Origin of the sequence: Bacillus sp. Bvel1, assembly GCF_014872755.1 — a bacterium.
Lineage (GTDB): Bacteria > Bacillota > Bacilli > Bacillales > Bacillaceae > Bacillus > Bacillus velezensis.
On the sequence record NZ_JAAOBZ010000008.1, the window covers coordinates 867736 to 882662 of the forward strand.

The window sequence follows — 14927 nt, forward strand, 5'->3', positions numbered from 1 at the left end:
GATGATTCTCTGGGCTCTTTTTTTTACGGTTACGGACTAATGAGTCCCTTTCCCTGTACGTAAAACGGATTTAACCGCTTCTTCAATCTCCCTGTAACCCGTACATCTGCAAATATTGGACTCCAGCCAATTTTTTATCGTGTCATCACTTGCATTCGGCTCAGTATTCACTAAAGCATGACAATTCATGAGAAAACCCGGTGTGCAATAACCGCATTGAAACGCGAATTTTTCAATAAAAGCCTTTTGAATCGGCGTATTGATCAGTCCTTCAATTGTCGTAATGTCCTTTCCTTCCCCTTCTGCCGCAAGCATTAAGCAAGGTTTCATCGGCACCCCGTCCGTTAATACCGTACAGGCGCCGCAATCCCCATTTAAGCAGCCCGGTTTTGCACCAGTTAATCCGAGACGAAGACGAAGAGCAAATAACAAAGTATCAGCCGGTCTGACCGTCATCTGTCTTTCCTCGCCATTTACTTTCAACGTAATAAGATCAGACATTTGGACCTCCTTCTAATTCCCGTAAGGCATCTAAAATTGTATGTTGCAAGACAAATATTCGGTATTCACTTGAGCCTTCCGCATCATCAAGAACGGGTTTGGGTACATACTGTAAAGACCTGCGCGCTCTATCTTCTAATGAATAGCTTTTATCGTTAAGCACAGCCTCCATTTCAGCAGAACGAAACGGAAATGGACATACGCCGCTGAAGGCCATTCTGATCTCATCATCTTTTTTCAGCGCACAGACTGTCACCAATGGATACCCGACATTCCACTGCTGTCTTCTTTTGATACTGACAAACGGCAGGTCAACGTACGCTCGATCGACAACGATATGAAATAGAAAATCTCCTTTTCGCAATTGTATTTCCTTGTTAAATACTTTATTTATAGGATGGTAATGAATCCCCGCTCTCCCTGCAATCCCTAGCAAACTATCAGAAATCAGCAACGGCAGCACGGCCTCACGGTAGTAGATGCCCCCGCAAATGTTTCCGCCCAGGCTGATCTTATTTCGAGTCGTCCGATCGGCTATTTCACTTACCGTTTTACTTAATAGCGGAAATGGATTTTCTTCCTCCAGTTTCGTTAATGACACGCCCGCTCCGATCACCAGATAACGTTCATAAAAACGGATGGCGTGAAATTCCGGAAGCGCGTTCATGTCTATCACCGCATCCGTATAGATGATATTCAGCCTTCCTAACGTGATAATTTCCGTGCCGCCGGAATAATACATTGGTGTTTTCTTTTCGGCCGCAAGCGAGTGAAATAGATTGATTGTTTCTTGAATGGTCTTCGGTTTAAAATAGTCAAAATCAAACGGTATCATCTTTCCACCCCTCTTGCGTCCTCCATAATTGTTCGGGAATGAGAGGAAGTTGATTCAATTGGACACCTAAAGCGGCGGAAAGGCAATTTCCCAATGCAGCCGGCATCCCCAGCAGTCCGTGTTCCCCGCCGCCGCGCGCTCCATAAGGCGCAATCTCATGCGGGGTTTCAACAAATTCAATGATATATTCAGGCTGCTCTCCATAGTGAAGGGGGCGGTATGTTCTAAGCTGAGGATTTAATACTCTGCCATATGAATCAAAGACAAAGGTTTCTCTTCCTCCGAATGCGATTCCCATACTCATCCCCCCCATCACTTGACCCCTTGCAGCTTTTTCATTCAGTACAGTTCCTATATCCACAACAGAATAGGCTTTTGTAATCCGATACGTATAATCCCGCTTATCCAACTCAACTTCAATTCCCTGAGCACCGACAGCCCACTCGGGTCCCGGCTTTCCTCTTCCCGTTTCCCGGTCTAAATTCGTCATCCGGGTTAATGTGTAATTGCCGCTCGCAATGATTTGGCCGCCAATGGTATTTCCATTCGGAAACGTATATCCGTAAGCAATGTCTTTTATGTCAACATGTACAGAAGGATGATCTATAAAATAAACCTTTCCGTCGGCCACTTCCAATTCCTCGACAGGAACCCGCAACACACATGATGCCGCGTCCTTCAGCTTTCGAATGGCTTCCTCCGCTGCATTCAGTACGGCTTTTCCGGCCATTAACGTCCCTCTGCTCCCCACGGTTTTCCAATGCTCGGGTGTTGTTTGTGTATCTACAAGCATTTTTACGTGAATTTTGCTTATATCCATTTTCATTCGTTCCGCTAAGATTTGGGCTAGCACTGTTTTTGTCCCTGTTCCAATTTCCACTATCCCTGACATCAAATTAATGCTTCCATCAGGATTAAAGGTTAAAATCACTCCGGACGTTGCATTTGTATCAAATGTTGAGGTTTTCCAAATACAGCTGATCCCCTTCGCCCGTATCTTCCGGCCGTCTATTTCAATTCGCTGTCCCTCGTCCCAATTCATTAATTCCTTCAATCTTTCAATACATTTCGGCACATTTCCGACCGTGCTTGAATTGAGAAGAACTTGAGTCGGTGTGGTGTCACCGGGGCGAATGGCATTTTTATAGCGAAGTTCTAACGGGTCCATGTTCAGCTTTTCCGCCAATACATCCATCGTCCGCTCAAAAGCAAATAACACTTCAGCATGGCTGTAGCCTCTGAATGCACTTGGATATGGATGATTTGTATACATACAATATGAATCACACGATATATGGTCGATAGCGTACGGACCCGTACAATCAACCACCGCAGCCCGGCTGATGTCCACTCCTTTATCAGAGTATGCTCCGCCATCAAATAAAAGCTGAATGTCCGCCGCCTTTAAAATTCCATCCTTTGTGGCCCCTAATTTGACAATGGCATCCAATCCTACATGAACGGGAGATGTGATCATATCCTCTTCTCTCGTATTAAACAATTTGACGGGCCGGCCTCCGACTGCTTTTGATGCCAAATAGGCAATCACCTCTAACTGAACGGCTGCTTTTCCCCCGTACGCCCCGCCTACTAAAGGCGTTTTGACGATAACCTTTCCGGGTTCAATTCCAAAATACCACTGCATTAATTTTTTAATAGCAAAAGGAGCTTGAGAGGATGTGGTAATGATAATCTCCTCATCCGCCCGAATTTCAGCGATCGAGCATCTTGTCTCCATCGCAGCGTGATCAGAAGGGTTAAAGGAAATCTGGAAGTCTGCTGTCACATCACTTTCCCTAAATCCGTCTTCAATATTTCCTTTTCTAACCTTATCCACGTTTGCGATATTTGTCTTCGGAACCGGGAATACACCTTTTGTCTTCTCATAGCGGTCCGCATGTTCATGGACGAGCGGCGCATCCTTTTGAAAGGCCTCACGGGGGGAATTGACGACGGGAAGAGGTTTATAGGATACTTTGATGGCATCCGCGGCCTTTTTAGCTGTAATCGGATTTTCCGCAACAACAACAGCAACCGGCTCACCATGGTATCTGACCCTTTTGTAAGCAATCGGCGATCTGTCTTTAATTTCCTCACCTGCAAGCGGAAAAGGTTCATCCCCCAATATCGCTCTCACGCCGGGAATCTTCCAAGCTTCTGAAAAGTCCATCGACACAATATCGGCATGAGCATATGGACTGGTCAGCATTTTTGCGTGCAACGTCCCTGTTTCTTGAAAATCATCCGTATATTTCGCTTTACCCGTCACTTTTTCAAGGGCCTCTTTCCGAATGACACTCTTCCCGATATACTCCAACTCATTCACTCCCCGAATTTATTCAGCAGCAGCCTATAATCTTCAACTGTATCGACGTCATAAAAAAGCAAAGGGTCTTGAAAGCTGATCATTTTTCCCGCCTTGATCATACTTTCACGGATGACATGCCGGGCGCCCTGATCTCCCTTTAATTGATACAAGACTGGAAAACATTGATTGGAGAATAAAATGGGGGGCATAGGAAGATGCTGATTTTCAGCGGCGATAAATGAATAACGGCGCTCTTTTTGATAGGAATCAATTAACGTATTGATGATATCTGCGGTGACAAACGGCTGATCTGCAAGGAGAATGATAACGGCGTCAGCCTCGTACGCTGCCGCTTTTTTTACACCGCATTGTATAGAATGGCCTTGGCCCTTACCCGCCTGCTCACATTCTGCCTGGCTCCACTTATTTGACATGGGATCTAAAAAGAAAAAATCCGAAAGCCAATGCAGTGAATCTCCCTTTCCCGTAATAACGAAAATATGATCTAATTCAGATAACAAGGCATGTTTAAGAGCCATACTTCCAAGGGAAACGCCATTGAGAAATAAACTTCGCTTATCCGTTCCCATGCGTCTGCTTGTACCGGCTGCCAGGTATATGGCTGCTGTTTTCATAAGCGGGACCTTTGTTTTCGCATTTTTTGAATCAGCTCGCCGACAATACTTACAGCAATCTCTTCAGGGCCTTGTGCCCCGATGGGAAGGCCGATAGGGGAATGAATATCTGCCGGAATCTCTGCCCCGCCTAACAGCCGCTCCGTGCGCCTTCTGGGGCCTAAAACGCCTTTATAAAACACATTCTCGTTTTTTATTGTATGTAAAATGATCTGATCTTTTTGAAAGCTGTGCGTCATAATGACAACAAAATCCCTTTTTGTCATGCTCAGGCCTTCCATGACTTTTTCCGGCGCTCCCGTTATCAAATGGCCGGCTTCAGGAAAATGGCCGTGATGACATAAGGCGGGACGCCAGTCAATCACCGTCACATGAAAGCCCGCACGAGCCGCCAACGAAACTAACGGCCTCGCATCTTCTCCTGCTCCGAAGACGTATAAACAAGGTTTTGGCACCATCTGATGGATAAAAAATAAATCAGATGTATGTTCATCCCTTTTGATTCCCTTTTCTATCTGTCTCAGTTTTTGAATACGGCCTTGTTCCATCACATCCCCGGTTCCAAACACGCTGCCGTCTTCAGCGATATACAGATCTTCCTTCGGCTCTAACGTTTCAGTGAATCGTTTCACTCGGGTCACAGACTTTTTTTCATCTAAGCATGTCTTGACTGTCATCAGATTTCGTTCCAATTCTCCTTTTACAGGCTCAAGTAAAACCGTCAAAACACCATTACAGCCAACGCCCTGTCCCCAGGATAAATCGTCTTCCGCGCTCATATCAAAGCGGACAATCAACGGCTGTCCTGCAGCCCAGACCTGTTCTGCCCGTTCAACGAGATCTTCTTCCAGACAACCGGCGGATAACATTCCGACTCTTGTTTTATCCCCTAAAATCAGCATCGAAGCCCCTTCTTTCTTATAAGCGGACCCCTCTGTTTTAATGATGGTAGCCAGTACCTTAGCTTTCTTAGAATTGGCGATGACATCCAAAATCCGGTGTATATCATCCATCTCATGTCCCCCGCTTTTACCTGATCATATCTGCATCTGTATATCCGTATTCTTTATTTCCGGAAAACATTACAAACGCTTCAGCAATTTCTTCGTTTCTAAAAAAAAAGAGTCTTTATAGACCTTATGACCGGGCGGCGGGTGCGACAGCAAGTCGGAGCGGAGAGATTCCAATAACATGTCCTGTTCCTTCTGTTTCCAATTGTCTGTTTCACCATGCTGTATGCCTTTAAAACCCGCAAAGTATTCACTTAACACTTGTAAATCATTCCCCAGCTCCCTTTTGTCACTTGAAGATAACTCCCCCTCTGTTTCCCATTCTTTTAACGTTTTCACTATATTTGATAGATACTCAAACCCGGCGTTCAACTTTTGCATCTCTATTTGATAGCTTGAAATGTTGTGTTTATGTTTTTTTCTGACAGGGTTGAATTTTAAGCTGTCAGAGGCTGTTTGCAGCATCTCTTTTGCCGTATGCAGCTCCTGCAGAAGATGGTTCATTTTATATTCCATAAGGTTCCCTGTTCCTTGCCCCCACTCTGATTGCACCCATTTGGAAAGGTCTGAAAGTGTGCCGGAAAGCTGACGGGCCAATGTTTGAAAAGAGTCCGCTGCCCTTTTTGTGTAGTCCGGCGGAAACAGGAACATGTGAATCAGAATCGCGATGATGACGCCGATCACCGTATCGATGATTCGGTCGAATGCATAATCTTTAGAGTTTCGTTCAAACGTAAAGACCAATAAAATGGTGAGCGCTACCTGATGTAAAACCGTTACATCTATTCGCAACCACTTCGCAATGTAAGTCCCGCCTAACAGGAACAGCCCCAGCATCCAGCCATTCATTGGCAAGTGACTGACAAGAAAGGACGTTAGCATGATCCCAATCGCAGTTCCCGCAATACGATGAAAAGAAAAGCGAATTGACTGATCTATCGTTGGCTGCAAACATAAGATAACAGACAGAGGCGCTAAATATGGATGATCAGAACCCGCCAGTTTTGCCGCTTCCCAAGCAACCGCAGAGGCAATCGCCATCTTCCAAACCAAAGATGTTTTGTTTTGAATTTTTTCACTTTTCATCATACGCCCCCTCCTTTCAGAAACCTTTTCCACTAGGTTTCCGTGACGGAAAGGGATTTATACTGACATATGGAAAAAGAGAAAAAAGCTGTGATTCAAGGGGGGAATTCTTGAATCACAGCTTCTTTTTGGGGTTGAGGAAACATTTGGAAGTTATGAATTATTGAGGACTCTTTGGAGTAAAGGTGCTTTAGGAAACATGAAGCTGCAGGTTTGGCGGAATGGGAGCTATAATTAATCCGATTTTTGGTATAAAAACTTAAGTATATATAAGTTTTTATTCTATACGTTTTGTATATATTTATTCGAATTTAAATTTAGGTATTTATTTATGATATAGCTCTCCCCGTCTTACTAGGTAGTAAAGCGTCATTATAATTAAACCAAAAAGTTATATAATCCATATCCTTTCGGTTCAGTAGAACTTTTTTTAAAAAAATTAGTGCTCTTATCAACAATATCTTTATCCTGATTGCTAGCACCTTCGTACAGATTCCCGAAATTTTCTAAATCCGATACATAGCTTCTTTTGTTATAATCGTTCGGGATTTCATCTCGTCTAACACTCTCTCAGCCCTTCTCCTATTCTCTTCTAAACTAGCTATCTCCCTCTAGCGTTTTGGCTTGATTATTATAAACTCCTGTATCTATCCTTTCCGCATAATAGTCGTTACTGATTTTTTCTCAGTTAGAACGTTTCTTACAGAGTTTTTTATTAATTGGTAAGGGGGAAGTTCATACAGCATCCTCTTCAAATTTATTTTGGACCTTTTCTACTATCTTCAAAACCCTTAAGAGCACTTTAATCTTTCGAAGGACTTTCTTCTCTATTACTTCTTTTCTAATCAAATATACTTACATGTTTTTAATCCCTTACTAGCTTAAACTTGGCAAAATATAATATAAAAAGCAATAATATTACATATGATTTTTTCGATTTATTCATCATGATACCCGCCCCACAAGAGGAACACCATAATATTTAAGAGATCACAAAATCCCCCATTTAAATTAACTTTTCAGAGAAAACTTTTTACTCTTATTAAAATAAAACAATACAATAACTTATAACTAAAATCACCTATATGCTATTATTACTTAATCTAAAGCAATATCTACTTTCCAGCCATTATTAATAAAGTTAAACAAACGGTTATTACACGGATTCTTATACCGATTTAATCTTACTTCTTTTGAATCCTTTGCCAATACATTTTCAACACGATATATATAATAAGAATCGCTTAATTCTTTTGCCCTGCTATATTCCGAAGTCGACAGATAAAAACAGCTACCTACGTTCACAGAGGTTTTTACTTCAATATAAATTTTTTCTCCTGTTCGCTCATAAGAAACAATATCGTATCCGGCAGTAACATCAACTTCTCCTACATATTCAGGAAAGTATTCTGTACCTTCTAATTTTTTAATTTCTTGGTCTAACACAAACCGCTCTCCTAAACTTCCTACTCTTCTTTGAAAATCTTTTAAGTTCAATAGGTCATCTATAGTCATTTCAAATTTTTTTCTAGCGGAAATAAAGTTATCTTCCAGTAGAGGATGAGGCTCCTTTTCAACCAAAAATTCACTCATCGGTATAGAAACCTCATTCACTACTATCTTTTTTTTTATCTCCCCTGAACAGTTAACACAAACTATTCTCCCTCCTAGAATAACCCATAAATCACCACGGTTTTCTAATACATTTTCGCAAACCGGGCATATCATGCTATATTTTTTCTTTGTAGCAATTATATCTCTATAAGTTAATTCTTTAATCCCAATAACGTTTCCTAAATCCCTAATAATCCTATCGGATAGATATTTAGAAAATCCAAATTTCTTTCCCTTTTCAGCTATTAATTTCTTCATAAACTCGCCATTTAATTCGTCCAAAAAAACATCACCAGAAGACGTAACAAACTTATTTTCCTTTGAAGAAAACTTCTCTGTGCAGAACTCATTAAGTACACCATTCCGTAGTTCTTTTTCAAATACCAAATGCCAAACTATTGAATACTCCATTTTTTTAATAGTATCAGGAGCCTTTAAAACATCTTTTACTTGCAAGAGTTGTTTATATGTTAACGGTACACCCTCTAAGGCACGTTCGTTCCCCTCGTCCGGTAAATTTTTGTAGTCTTTTAAGGAGACTTCAACAGGTATTTTTTCCTCTATACAGAATTTAATTAAATTTCTAAACGCCGCTAAGTCTCTATTAATTGTTTGAACGGAAAAAGAAATCTTCTTAGCTTCAGCTACATAATCATCAATATCACCACTATTAATTTCAGTTATTTCCTTATCGATAAATAATATAATCTTTAATAATGACCCCTCATAAATATCAGCAGAATCCTTCTTTCCTATAGTTTCAAGATATCTAAAGATATAATCCTTATTTTTAGGGGTAATACTTTCATATTTTGTTTTTTTTGAACGTGTATCCTTCTTTTTCAAACTTTTAGTGGTCATAGTTTATACCTCACAATTTTTCATATGACTATGTATTTCTTTATAGAGTCAAAAAGCGCGTAGGGATATATTGTTATTTACTCTTTCCACAAAGCAACATTTAGAGTGTTATTTTAAATTTCCGATTTACCATCACTTATGATACGACTCTCCGTAAAATGTCTAAATGAGGATTTATTATGAAAAAAGTATAAACTCTCTACCTATAGAAAGTCTTTAATCTTATTTATATATACACTATGAGCCAGATTTATACAGAGGCAGCCTTGAAAATGCATTTAGTTCACTCTGAAGATTTCCCCAGTTTTTTTGAGTTGCTGTTGCATAATATTCATAATCTGCACTATTACTAGTTTCTTCTATACAATTATAATTTGTATAAAAAACTTCATTATAACACTTTTCAGCGTATACAAACCCAGCTGCTAATGATTGTAATAATTTCGCTTTATTATCTCCAACCCTATAATTTATTTTATATGTATCACTTTCTATAGGATTTAATATTGATCCTAATATTAAAATCCAGCGTGCTACACTTGGCAAATGAGTTTTATCAGCTTTATATTCCTCATCATTTAAGATTCTTTGTGTTATTAAAAAATTGCTTCTAATTGCAAATGACCACCAATAAAATAACTCAATTGGTTTTATATTTAAATCTCCGTCCACCATTTCTTCAAAACGTTCATAAAGTAAGATCAAATTTCTGAAATTATCTGTCGCAGCAAATGCATCTGCATCCATTTCTAGAGTTCTGAAATCTAATGGAGAAATAGTCTTTGGAGTTTGACTATTATCTTTCTCAAACATTGGGATATATTGTATACTTTTTTCATCTTTTGAATTTATAAATTCACAATGCCCATTAAGTAAATGTCCTAATTCATGAGTTATTATAAAGCGTGATACAAAAATAGTAAGCAATCCTGCTAATTTAATATCTATAATTTTACTATCAAAAATAGTGTATTTTCCATTATCATTAAATTTAAAAAACTCGTATGATACTTCAGTTTCGTCTTCATCGTTAAAATTTAATTTTTTCAAGAAAGTTTCACTTTGCATTTTTGTAAAGCTATAAAAGTAATCAAAAAAATTATCTATAACCCCCTTGTTTATTAGTATATTATCTGTATATTTTTCACACCATGCTTTTCCACCTAATTTCGCATCTTCTTTAATATAAAAATTTAGTCTGTATTTTGAGATGCTTGATTCATTTTTAAAAATTTTTTTCGTAAGAAATTGGTATTGTTCATATATATTTAATGCTCTCTTTTTAATGTCAACATAAAAATCTTCTTTATTCTTCAAAATTTCTCACCTCATTTTACTTTTCTCATAACCTTAGTAGTTACATGTATTAATAAATGGTTCTAGGTGATTCTTTTATAAACTGCACTTGTATGTATTCTAAGACTATTAGTCCCCAGACCTTCGTAGACTATCCATAAAAACTGAACCTTTCAATTGAGCGGGGCAGGTCCCAAACTAATTTCGCATTATTTGACTATTTCAATATATATAAAACACCCCGATCAAGTTAGACTTTTCACTTCGTAGATAATCAATTCTTTTTAGAATGATTAATTAATGTAAAGTAGAAAACCCCACTCACTTATGATAAGGCTCCCCACGATTAATCCGAAACGCGCGATAAATCTGCTCTACAAGTATGAGCCGCATGAGCTGATGAGGAAACGTCATCTTTGAAAATGACAGTTTGTCGTCTGCCCGTTTCATGACGGCGTCGCTTAGGCCGAGTGAGCCGCCGATGACGAAGGTGATTTTGCTTTTTCCATAAGTCGCCAGCTTATCTATTGTATCGGCCAGTTCTTCGGATGTTTTCATTTTTCCTTCGATGGCGAGGGCGATGACGTGGGTGTCCGGGCTGATTTTGGCCAGGATGCGTTCGCCTTCTTTGTCTTTGACGATTTTCATGTCTTGGTCGCTCAGGTTTTCCGGTGCTTTTTCGTCCGGGAGTTCGATGATGTCGATTTTTGCGTAGGCTGAGAGTCGTTTTTTGTATTCTTCAATGCCTTGCTTGAGGTATTTTTCTTTTAGTTTTCCGATTGTCACAATATTGATATTCACAGGTCATCCCCACTTTAGAAACAAGTTATTCATATATATTGTCCACAATTGTGGATATCTTTTCTGTATTTTGTGTAGGATCATTCGTTCCCTACTAGATATGTTGCAGTGTCCCCACATAATTCACAGGCTGTGGATAAACTGTTAGTATGTTCGATTTTTCTGATTTCGGGCGGAAGCTCATGATCGTCTATGTACATGTCCAGCACGGTTTCGATATGTTCTTCACAAGAATAATAAGCAGTTTTCATTGTTACATCCTCCGGTTTTCTTTTGCGCGCGGCAATTGTTCTCTTTTCAATATAACCTATTTATACACATGTTAGTAGTGCTTCGGGCTGAGTTTTATCCACAATTCGGCAAATGACGCGCAAAAAGAGCCGGTGTTTTCAGCATCCGGCTCTTTACGTGTTTTCTCTTTTTTCTAAGCGAAGGACGAACAGAATTCCTAATAGACACGCCAGCAGCGTACAGCATACATCAATCCAGTCCGGCTTTCCGCCGTTTAAAAAAGAGTTGGTTATCACGGAAACCAGGAGAATGGTGACGGTCACCGCGGCAAGCTTTTTCTTCATCGGCTCCCTCCTTCACCTGATTGTCTTCTGCTTTTACGATTCAAATTCCTCTATCTCTATGTTCGGTCAGTTTTTTTCTTGCTATATAGCCTGATTAAGAGGGTCACAACGATATATACAATCATAATCAATGCCCCGTTACTCACATCAGGGTATCCAATCAATATATTCATTATGACAAAAACAATGGTTATACAAATGACGGACAACAATAAGAAGATACTGAATGATTTCAAATGAACACCTTCTTTCCCACAGTAACGTTTCATTATAAAAAGCTTACCAAAAGCGGCAAGCTCTTCCGAAATGTTCATACTCTTTAAAACCCATCCATCACCTGCACATCATACAGCTTGAGATGGCTTTTCGGCGTGACGATGTTTTTTAAGTTTGGGATGGTCAGGTCGTTCAGTTTTTTGCCCGTTTTCAGGTCGAAGGATTCGATTTTGGCGGGCTTTTTGTAGCTGTACGTGAACAGATACAGCTTTCCGTTTTGATGCGTCAGTTCTTTAAAGTCGGCCTTCATTCGTGATGCGGGGAGGGTGAAGGCCTTTTTGCTTTTTCCGGTCTCAGGGTTGATGCGGTAGACGGTTCCGAAGCCGTCAACGAAATAGAAGCTGCGATGCTCCATGAAAAAGCTTTTTTTGAAGCTGAACGGCATGGAGTCATAGATCGTCTGTTCGTCATTTTTATAAGCGGCGATGTCATATGTTTTGATCGCGCCGCTCTTTCTCATAACTTTCACCATTTGATAGATGTGTTCTGCTTTTTCCCCTCTGGTGACAAAGCAGACGGCGCCGTCGTCCGCGGCGAGCTGGGATTCGACTGACGCGCCTTCTTTATACGTCCATGTCGCAATTGATTTTGTATGGAGCTTTTCTTTATCGGCCTGAATGTCTTGTATGTGATAGCCTTTTTCGTCATCTGTCGGCGTGAGCGCGAAAAGATGATCTTTAAAATAGCCTGAGGCGCGGATATAGTGCGGGATGACGTTTTGCTTCCACCTGCCGTCAATCTGGCGGTACAGCTCTGAGCGATAGCTGCCGCCGCTCTTGTCGTAGCCCGAATTGTACAGCGTGTAAAAGCCTTTCGTCCGTTCGATATACCCGGCGCTGTCTCCCGTATGCTGATACGCTCTTTTATATGTGTGAAGACCATTTTGAACGGTGTAGATTCCTTTTTTGTCCTCCAGCAGCACGTTGCCGTCATGCACTTTGGCCGATCCGAGCTCAAGCCCTTTCATTTGATAAGAAGAAAGCCGCCCTTTTTCATCGGCGAAGAGGGCGTAGCTTTTTCCGCCGCCGAACGTGTCTTGGTCAGCCGCAGTGGAGAAATACAGCAGCGCCTCTTTATCTTTCAGAAAATCAGGGTCATTTAATGTGTCTCTCGCAACCTCCGCAGGGTCTTCCGTGCGGAAATAGAAGAAGCATAAGACCGCTGCGGCGGCGATGATCACTAAGGGTATCCAGATGATTTTTTTCACGTTGTTCTCCTTAGTGAATGGTCAGGATCGTGGTTGTGTAGGACGAGCTTGTGATGTCGCGCGGGTATACGCCTAAGCCGCCGTTAGAGTCGATATCAATCCCCGCTTTTAAAAGGAATGCCGACCACAGCAGTTTTGAGCAGTTTTTGGCGCCTTCATGGCCCGTATTTCTGTTATTGACGAAGTTGAAGGAGTACTCATCACCCACTCTTGATACGGCCCAGTCAGCGGCGGCTTGTTTTTGAGCATCGGTAACTTTCACGGTCTGGACGATTGAATTGTCTTCGACTTCTCTGCCGTTATAAGCAATCTGACGGACGCCGTCTCCCGGCACGGATTCAACAATTTTATCAGCGGATGAATACATGCCGACATGCCCGTGGTTGTAATAAGCCGTGTATGAGTTCGTGTAATAAATATTGCCTTTTGTGCTTTTCGGAAGTTTTTTTGTACCTGATGATCCGCCCATCGCAGAGAGTCCTTCTTTGGAAGCGATTACATTTCCTTGCACCTTGTCTGCCGTGATTTCTTGATGAAACTGCTTGAGAATTGCTTCTGTTGAAACGTGCTTCTGTTTGGCAAGCTCTTTGGCGGATTGGAGAACGTCTTGAGGAGTCGTGCCCTGCTGAAGGTCTGCGATTTCTTTTGCGTAGCGTGGTATTTCTGTTTCTTTCGCTTTTACATTCAAACCGGAGAACGACAGAACCATGGTGAATGACAGGGCAAACGGGAGGACGGCTTTGAACAGCTTTTTACACATTGACTTCGCCTCTTTTCTCAAAGGTTAATTTTTCCACGTTTTCATTATATGACGAAATTGTGATAAAAAAATATACAATTTACAGATTTTTAAAAATTTTATAACAATATGTAAATCATATACATAAATCATTTTCAAATATCAGGAAATCTGGTTATCATACAAGAAAGGGGGAGGACATATGAAGGACAGAACGATCGGTTCGATGCGGGTTTCCGCAATGGGGTTAGGGTGCATGGGCATGTCGGAATACTATGGCAGCCAGCGTGAGGAAGAGTCGATCTCCACACTGCATCATGCCGTTCATCTCGGCGTGAATTTGTTTGATACGGCTGATCAATATGGATTGGGTGCGAATGAAGAACTTGTCGGCAGAGCGCTCGCCCCATTCAGAAAGGAGCTGTGCCTCGCGACGAAATTCGGTTATGTCCGAAGCGAAAAGGGTGAGTTTATCGAAATCAACGGACGGCCCGATTATGTGAAAAAAGCGTGTGATGCCAGTCTGAAACGCCTTGGGACGGATTATATCGACCTTTATTATCTGCACCGGGTTGATCCGCGGGTGCCGATTGAAGAAACTGTCGGCGCCATGAAGAAGCTGATTGACGAAGGAAAAGTGAGGTATATCGGATTGTCAGAGGCTTCCGCAGAAACGATCAGGCGCGCCGTCCGCATTCACCCGATTGCCGCGCTTCAATCGGAATATTCTTTATGGAGCAGGGAAGCGGAGGAGCATGTGCTGCCCGCCTGCCGTGAGCTCGGCATCTCATTTGTGCCTTACAGTCCGCTCGGCAGAGGTTTTCTTTCCGGAAAGATGACGTCGACAGATCAGCTGGATGCCGATGATTACAGAAGAAGAACGCCGAGATTCCAGGAAGACAATTTGGCGGTGAATATAGGGCTCGTCCAAAAACTTACCGCCATTGCCCGGGAAATGAATATCACCGCGCCTCAGCTTGCGCTCGCATGGGTTCTCGCAAACGGCGATGATCTCATTCCGATTCCGGGTACAAAAAAGAAACACTACTTGGAAGAGAACCTCGCCGCTCTCGACATTGTGCTTCCGGGGGATGTGAAGGCGCGGTTGGATGAGATGTTTCCGATCGGCACGGCGGCCGGCGAGCGTTACCCGAAACAAATGATGACATTGTTAGATGAATAA

The 14927-nt window shown here is 41.5% G+C and carries 14 protein-coding genes; 1 reads left to right on the forward strand and 13 read right to left on the reverse strand.

The window, feature by feature from the left end; genetic code table 11:
- Positions 1-36: 36 nt before the first annotated feature.
- The 13 genes from HAP68_RS18740 to HAP68_RS18800 form a co-directional block, all read right to left on the reverse strand.
- Positions 37-501, reverse strand: a complete 465-nt coding sequence (locus tag HAP68_RS18740; protein ID WP_024086012.1) for a (2Fe-2S)-binding protein — start codon at positions 499-501, stop codon at positions 37-39.
- On the reverse strand, positions 494-1336 hold the full coding sequence (locus HAP68_RS18745; protein WP_024086013.1) for an FAD binding domain-containing protein: 843 nt from the start codon (positions 1334-1336) through the stop codon (positions 494-496). Before HAP68_RS18745 ends, HAP68_RS18740 begins: the two co-directional genes overlap by 8 nt.
- Positions 1323-3653, reverse strand: coding sequence for a xanthine dehydrogenase family protein molybdopterin-binding subunit (locus tag HAP68_RS18750; RefSeq protein WP_024086014.1), 2331 nt, complete (start codon positions 3651-3653; stop codon positions 1323-1325). Before HAP68_RS18750 ends, HAP68_RS18745 begins: the two co-directional genes overlap by 14 nt.
- A 5-nt stretch (positions 3654-3658) precedes the next feature.
- Positions 3659-4279 (reverse strand): NTP transferase domain-containing protein, encoded by a 621-nt coding sequence (locus tag HAP68_RS18755; protein ID WP_015387461.1) that lies wholly within the window; start codon positions 4277-4279, stop codon positions 3659-3661.
- The gene (locus HAP68_RS18760) at positions 4276-5292 is read right to left on the reverse strand and encodes an XdhC family protein (protein WP_024086015.1); all 1017 of its coding nucleotides are present in this window, start codon (positions 5290-5292) and stop codon (positions 4276-4278) included. The genes HAP68_RS18755 and HAP68_RS18760 overlap by 4 nt, the downstream gene beginning before the upstream one ends.
- Before the next feature lie 69 nt (positions 5293-5361).
- Complete coding sequence (locus HAP68_RS18765; RefSeq protein ID WP_024086016.1) at positions 5362-6378, reverse strand: FUSC family protein; 1017 nt, start codon at positions 6376-6378, stop codon at positions 5362-5364.
- A 1095-nt stretch (positions 6379-7473) separates the two neighbouring features.
- Positions 7474-8850 carry a protein NO VEIN domain-containing protein gene (locus HAP68_RS18770; protein WP_024086017.1) on the reverse strand — a complete coding sequence of 459 codons (1377 nt, stop codon included), beginning with the start codon at positions 8848-8850 and terminating at the stop codon, positions 7474-7476.
- Positions 8851-9087: 237 nt separating this feature from the next.
- Positions 9088-10167, reverse strand: a complete 1080-nt coding sequence (locus HAP68_RS18775; RefSeq protein WP_024086018.1) for a hypothetical protein — start codon at positions 10165-10167, stop codon at positions 9088-9090.
- 300 nt (positions 10168-10467) lie between these two features.
- On the reverse strand, positions 10468-10947 hold the full coding sequence (gene rlmH, locus HAP68_RS18780) for a 23S rRNA (pseudouridine(1915)-N(3))-methyltransferase RlmH (protein WP_013354196.1): 480 nt from the start codon (positions 10945-10947) through the stop codon (positions 10468-10470).
- 80 nt (positions 10948-11027) lie between these two features.
- Positions 11028-11198: a CxxH/CxxC protein gene (locus tag HAP68_RS18785; protein ID WP_004393147.1), complete on the reverse strand. Its 171-nt coding sequence runs from the start codon at positions 11196-11198 to the stop codon at positions 11028-11030.
- A gap of 153 nt (positions 11199-11351) precedes the next feature.
- Complete coding sequence (locus HAP68_RS18790; RefSeq protein WP_004393146.1) at positions 11352-11522, reverse strand: hypothetical protein; 171 nt, start codon at positions 11520-11522, stop codon at positions 11352-11354.
- Positions 11523-11841: 319 nt separating this feature from the next.
- Positions 11842-13005 carry a hypothetical protein gene (locus tag HAP68_RS18795; protein ID WP_024086020.1) on the reverse strand — a complete coding sequence of 388 codons (1164 nt, stop codon included), beginning with the start codon at positions 13003-13005 and terminating at the stop codon, positions 11842-11844.
- 10 nt (positions 13006-13015) lie between these two features.
- A complete protein-coding gene (locus HAP68_RS18800) occupies positions 13016-13765 on the reverse strand; it encodes a YiiX/YebB-like N1pC/P60 family cysteine hydrolase (protein WP_024086021.1) in 750 nt (249 codons plus the stop codon).
- A gap of 181 nt (positions 13766-13946) precedes the next feature.
- Here HAP68_RS18800 and HAP68_RS18805 point away from each other — a divergent pair, with 181 nt between their 5' ends.
- The gene (locus tag HAP68_RS18805; protein WP_024086022.1) at positions 13947-14927 is read left to right on the forward strand and encodes an aldo/keto reductase; all 981 of its coding nucleotides are present in this window, start codon (positions 13947-13949) and stop codon (positions 14925-14927) included.

What these genes read in the sequence shown, in the direction of transcription:
- HAP68_RS18760 (WP_024086015.1), bottom strand. Translation starts at nt 5,292, where the DNA reads ATGGATGATATACACCGGATTTTGGATGTCATCGCCAATTCTAAGAAA.
- HAP68_RS18785 (WP_004393147.1), bottom strand. Translation starts at nt 11,198, where the DNA reads ATGAAAACTGCTTATTATTCTTGTGAAGAACATATCGAAACCGTGCTG.
- HAP68_RS18805 (WP_024086022.1), top strand. Translation starts at nt 13,947, where the DNA reads ATGAAGGACAGAACGATCGGTTCGATGCGGGTTTCCGCAATGGGGTTA.
- HAP68_RS18755 (WP_015387461.1), bottom strand. Translation starts at nt 4,279, where the DNA reads ATGAAAACAGCAGCCATATACCTGGCAGCCGGTACAAGCAGACGCATG.
- HAP68_RS18765 (WP_024086016.1), bottom strand. Translation starts at nt 6,378, where the DNA reads ATGATGAAAAGTGAAAAAATTCAAAACAAAACATCTTTGGTTTGGAAG.
- HAP68_RS18800 (WP_024086021.1), bottom strand. Translation starts at nt 13,765, where the DNA reads ATGTGTAAAAAGCTGTTCAAAGCCGTCCTCCCGTTTGCCCTGTCATTC.
- HAP68_RS18740 (WP_024086012.1), bottom strand. Translation starts at nt 501, where the DNA reads ATGTCTGATCTTATTACGTTGAAAGTAAATGGCGAGGAAAGACAGATG.
- HAP68_RS18770 (WP_024086017.1), bottom strand. Translation starts at nt 8,850, where the DNA reads ATGACCACTAAAAGTTTGAAAAAGAAGGATACACGTTCAAAAAAAACA.
- HAP68_RS18790 (WP_004393146.1), bottom strand. Translation starts at nt 11,522, where the DNA reads ATGAAGAAAAAGCTTGCCGCGGTGACCGTCACCATTCTCCTGGTTTCC.
- HAP68_RS18745 (WP_024086013.1), bottom strand. Translation starts at nt 1,336, where the DNA reads ATGATACCGTTTGATTTTGACTATTTTAAACCGAAGACCATTCAAGAA.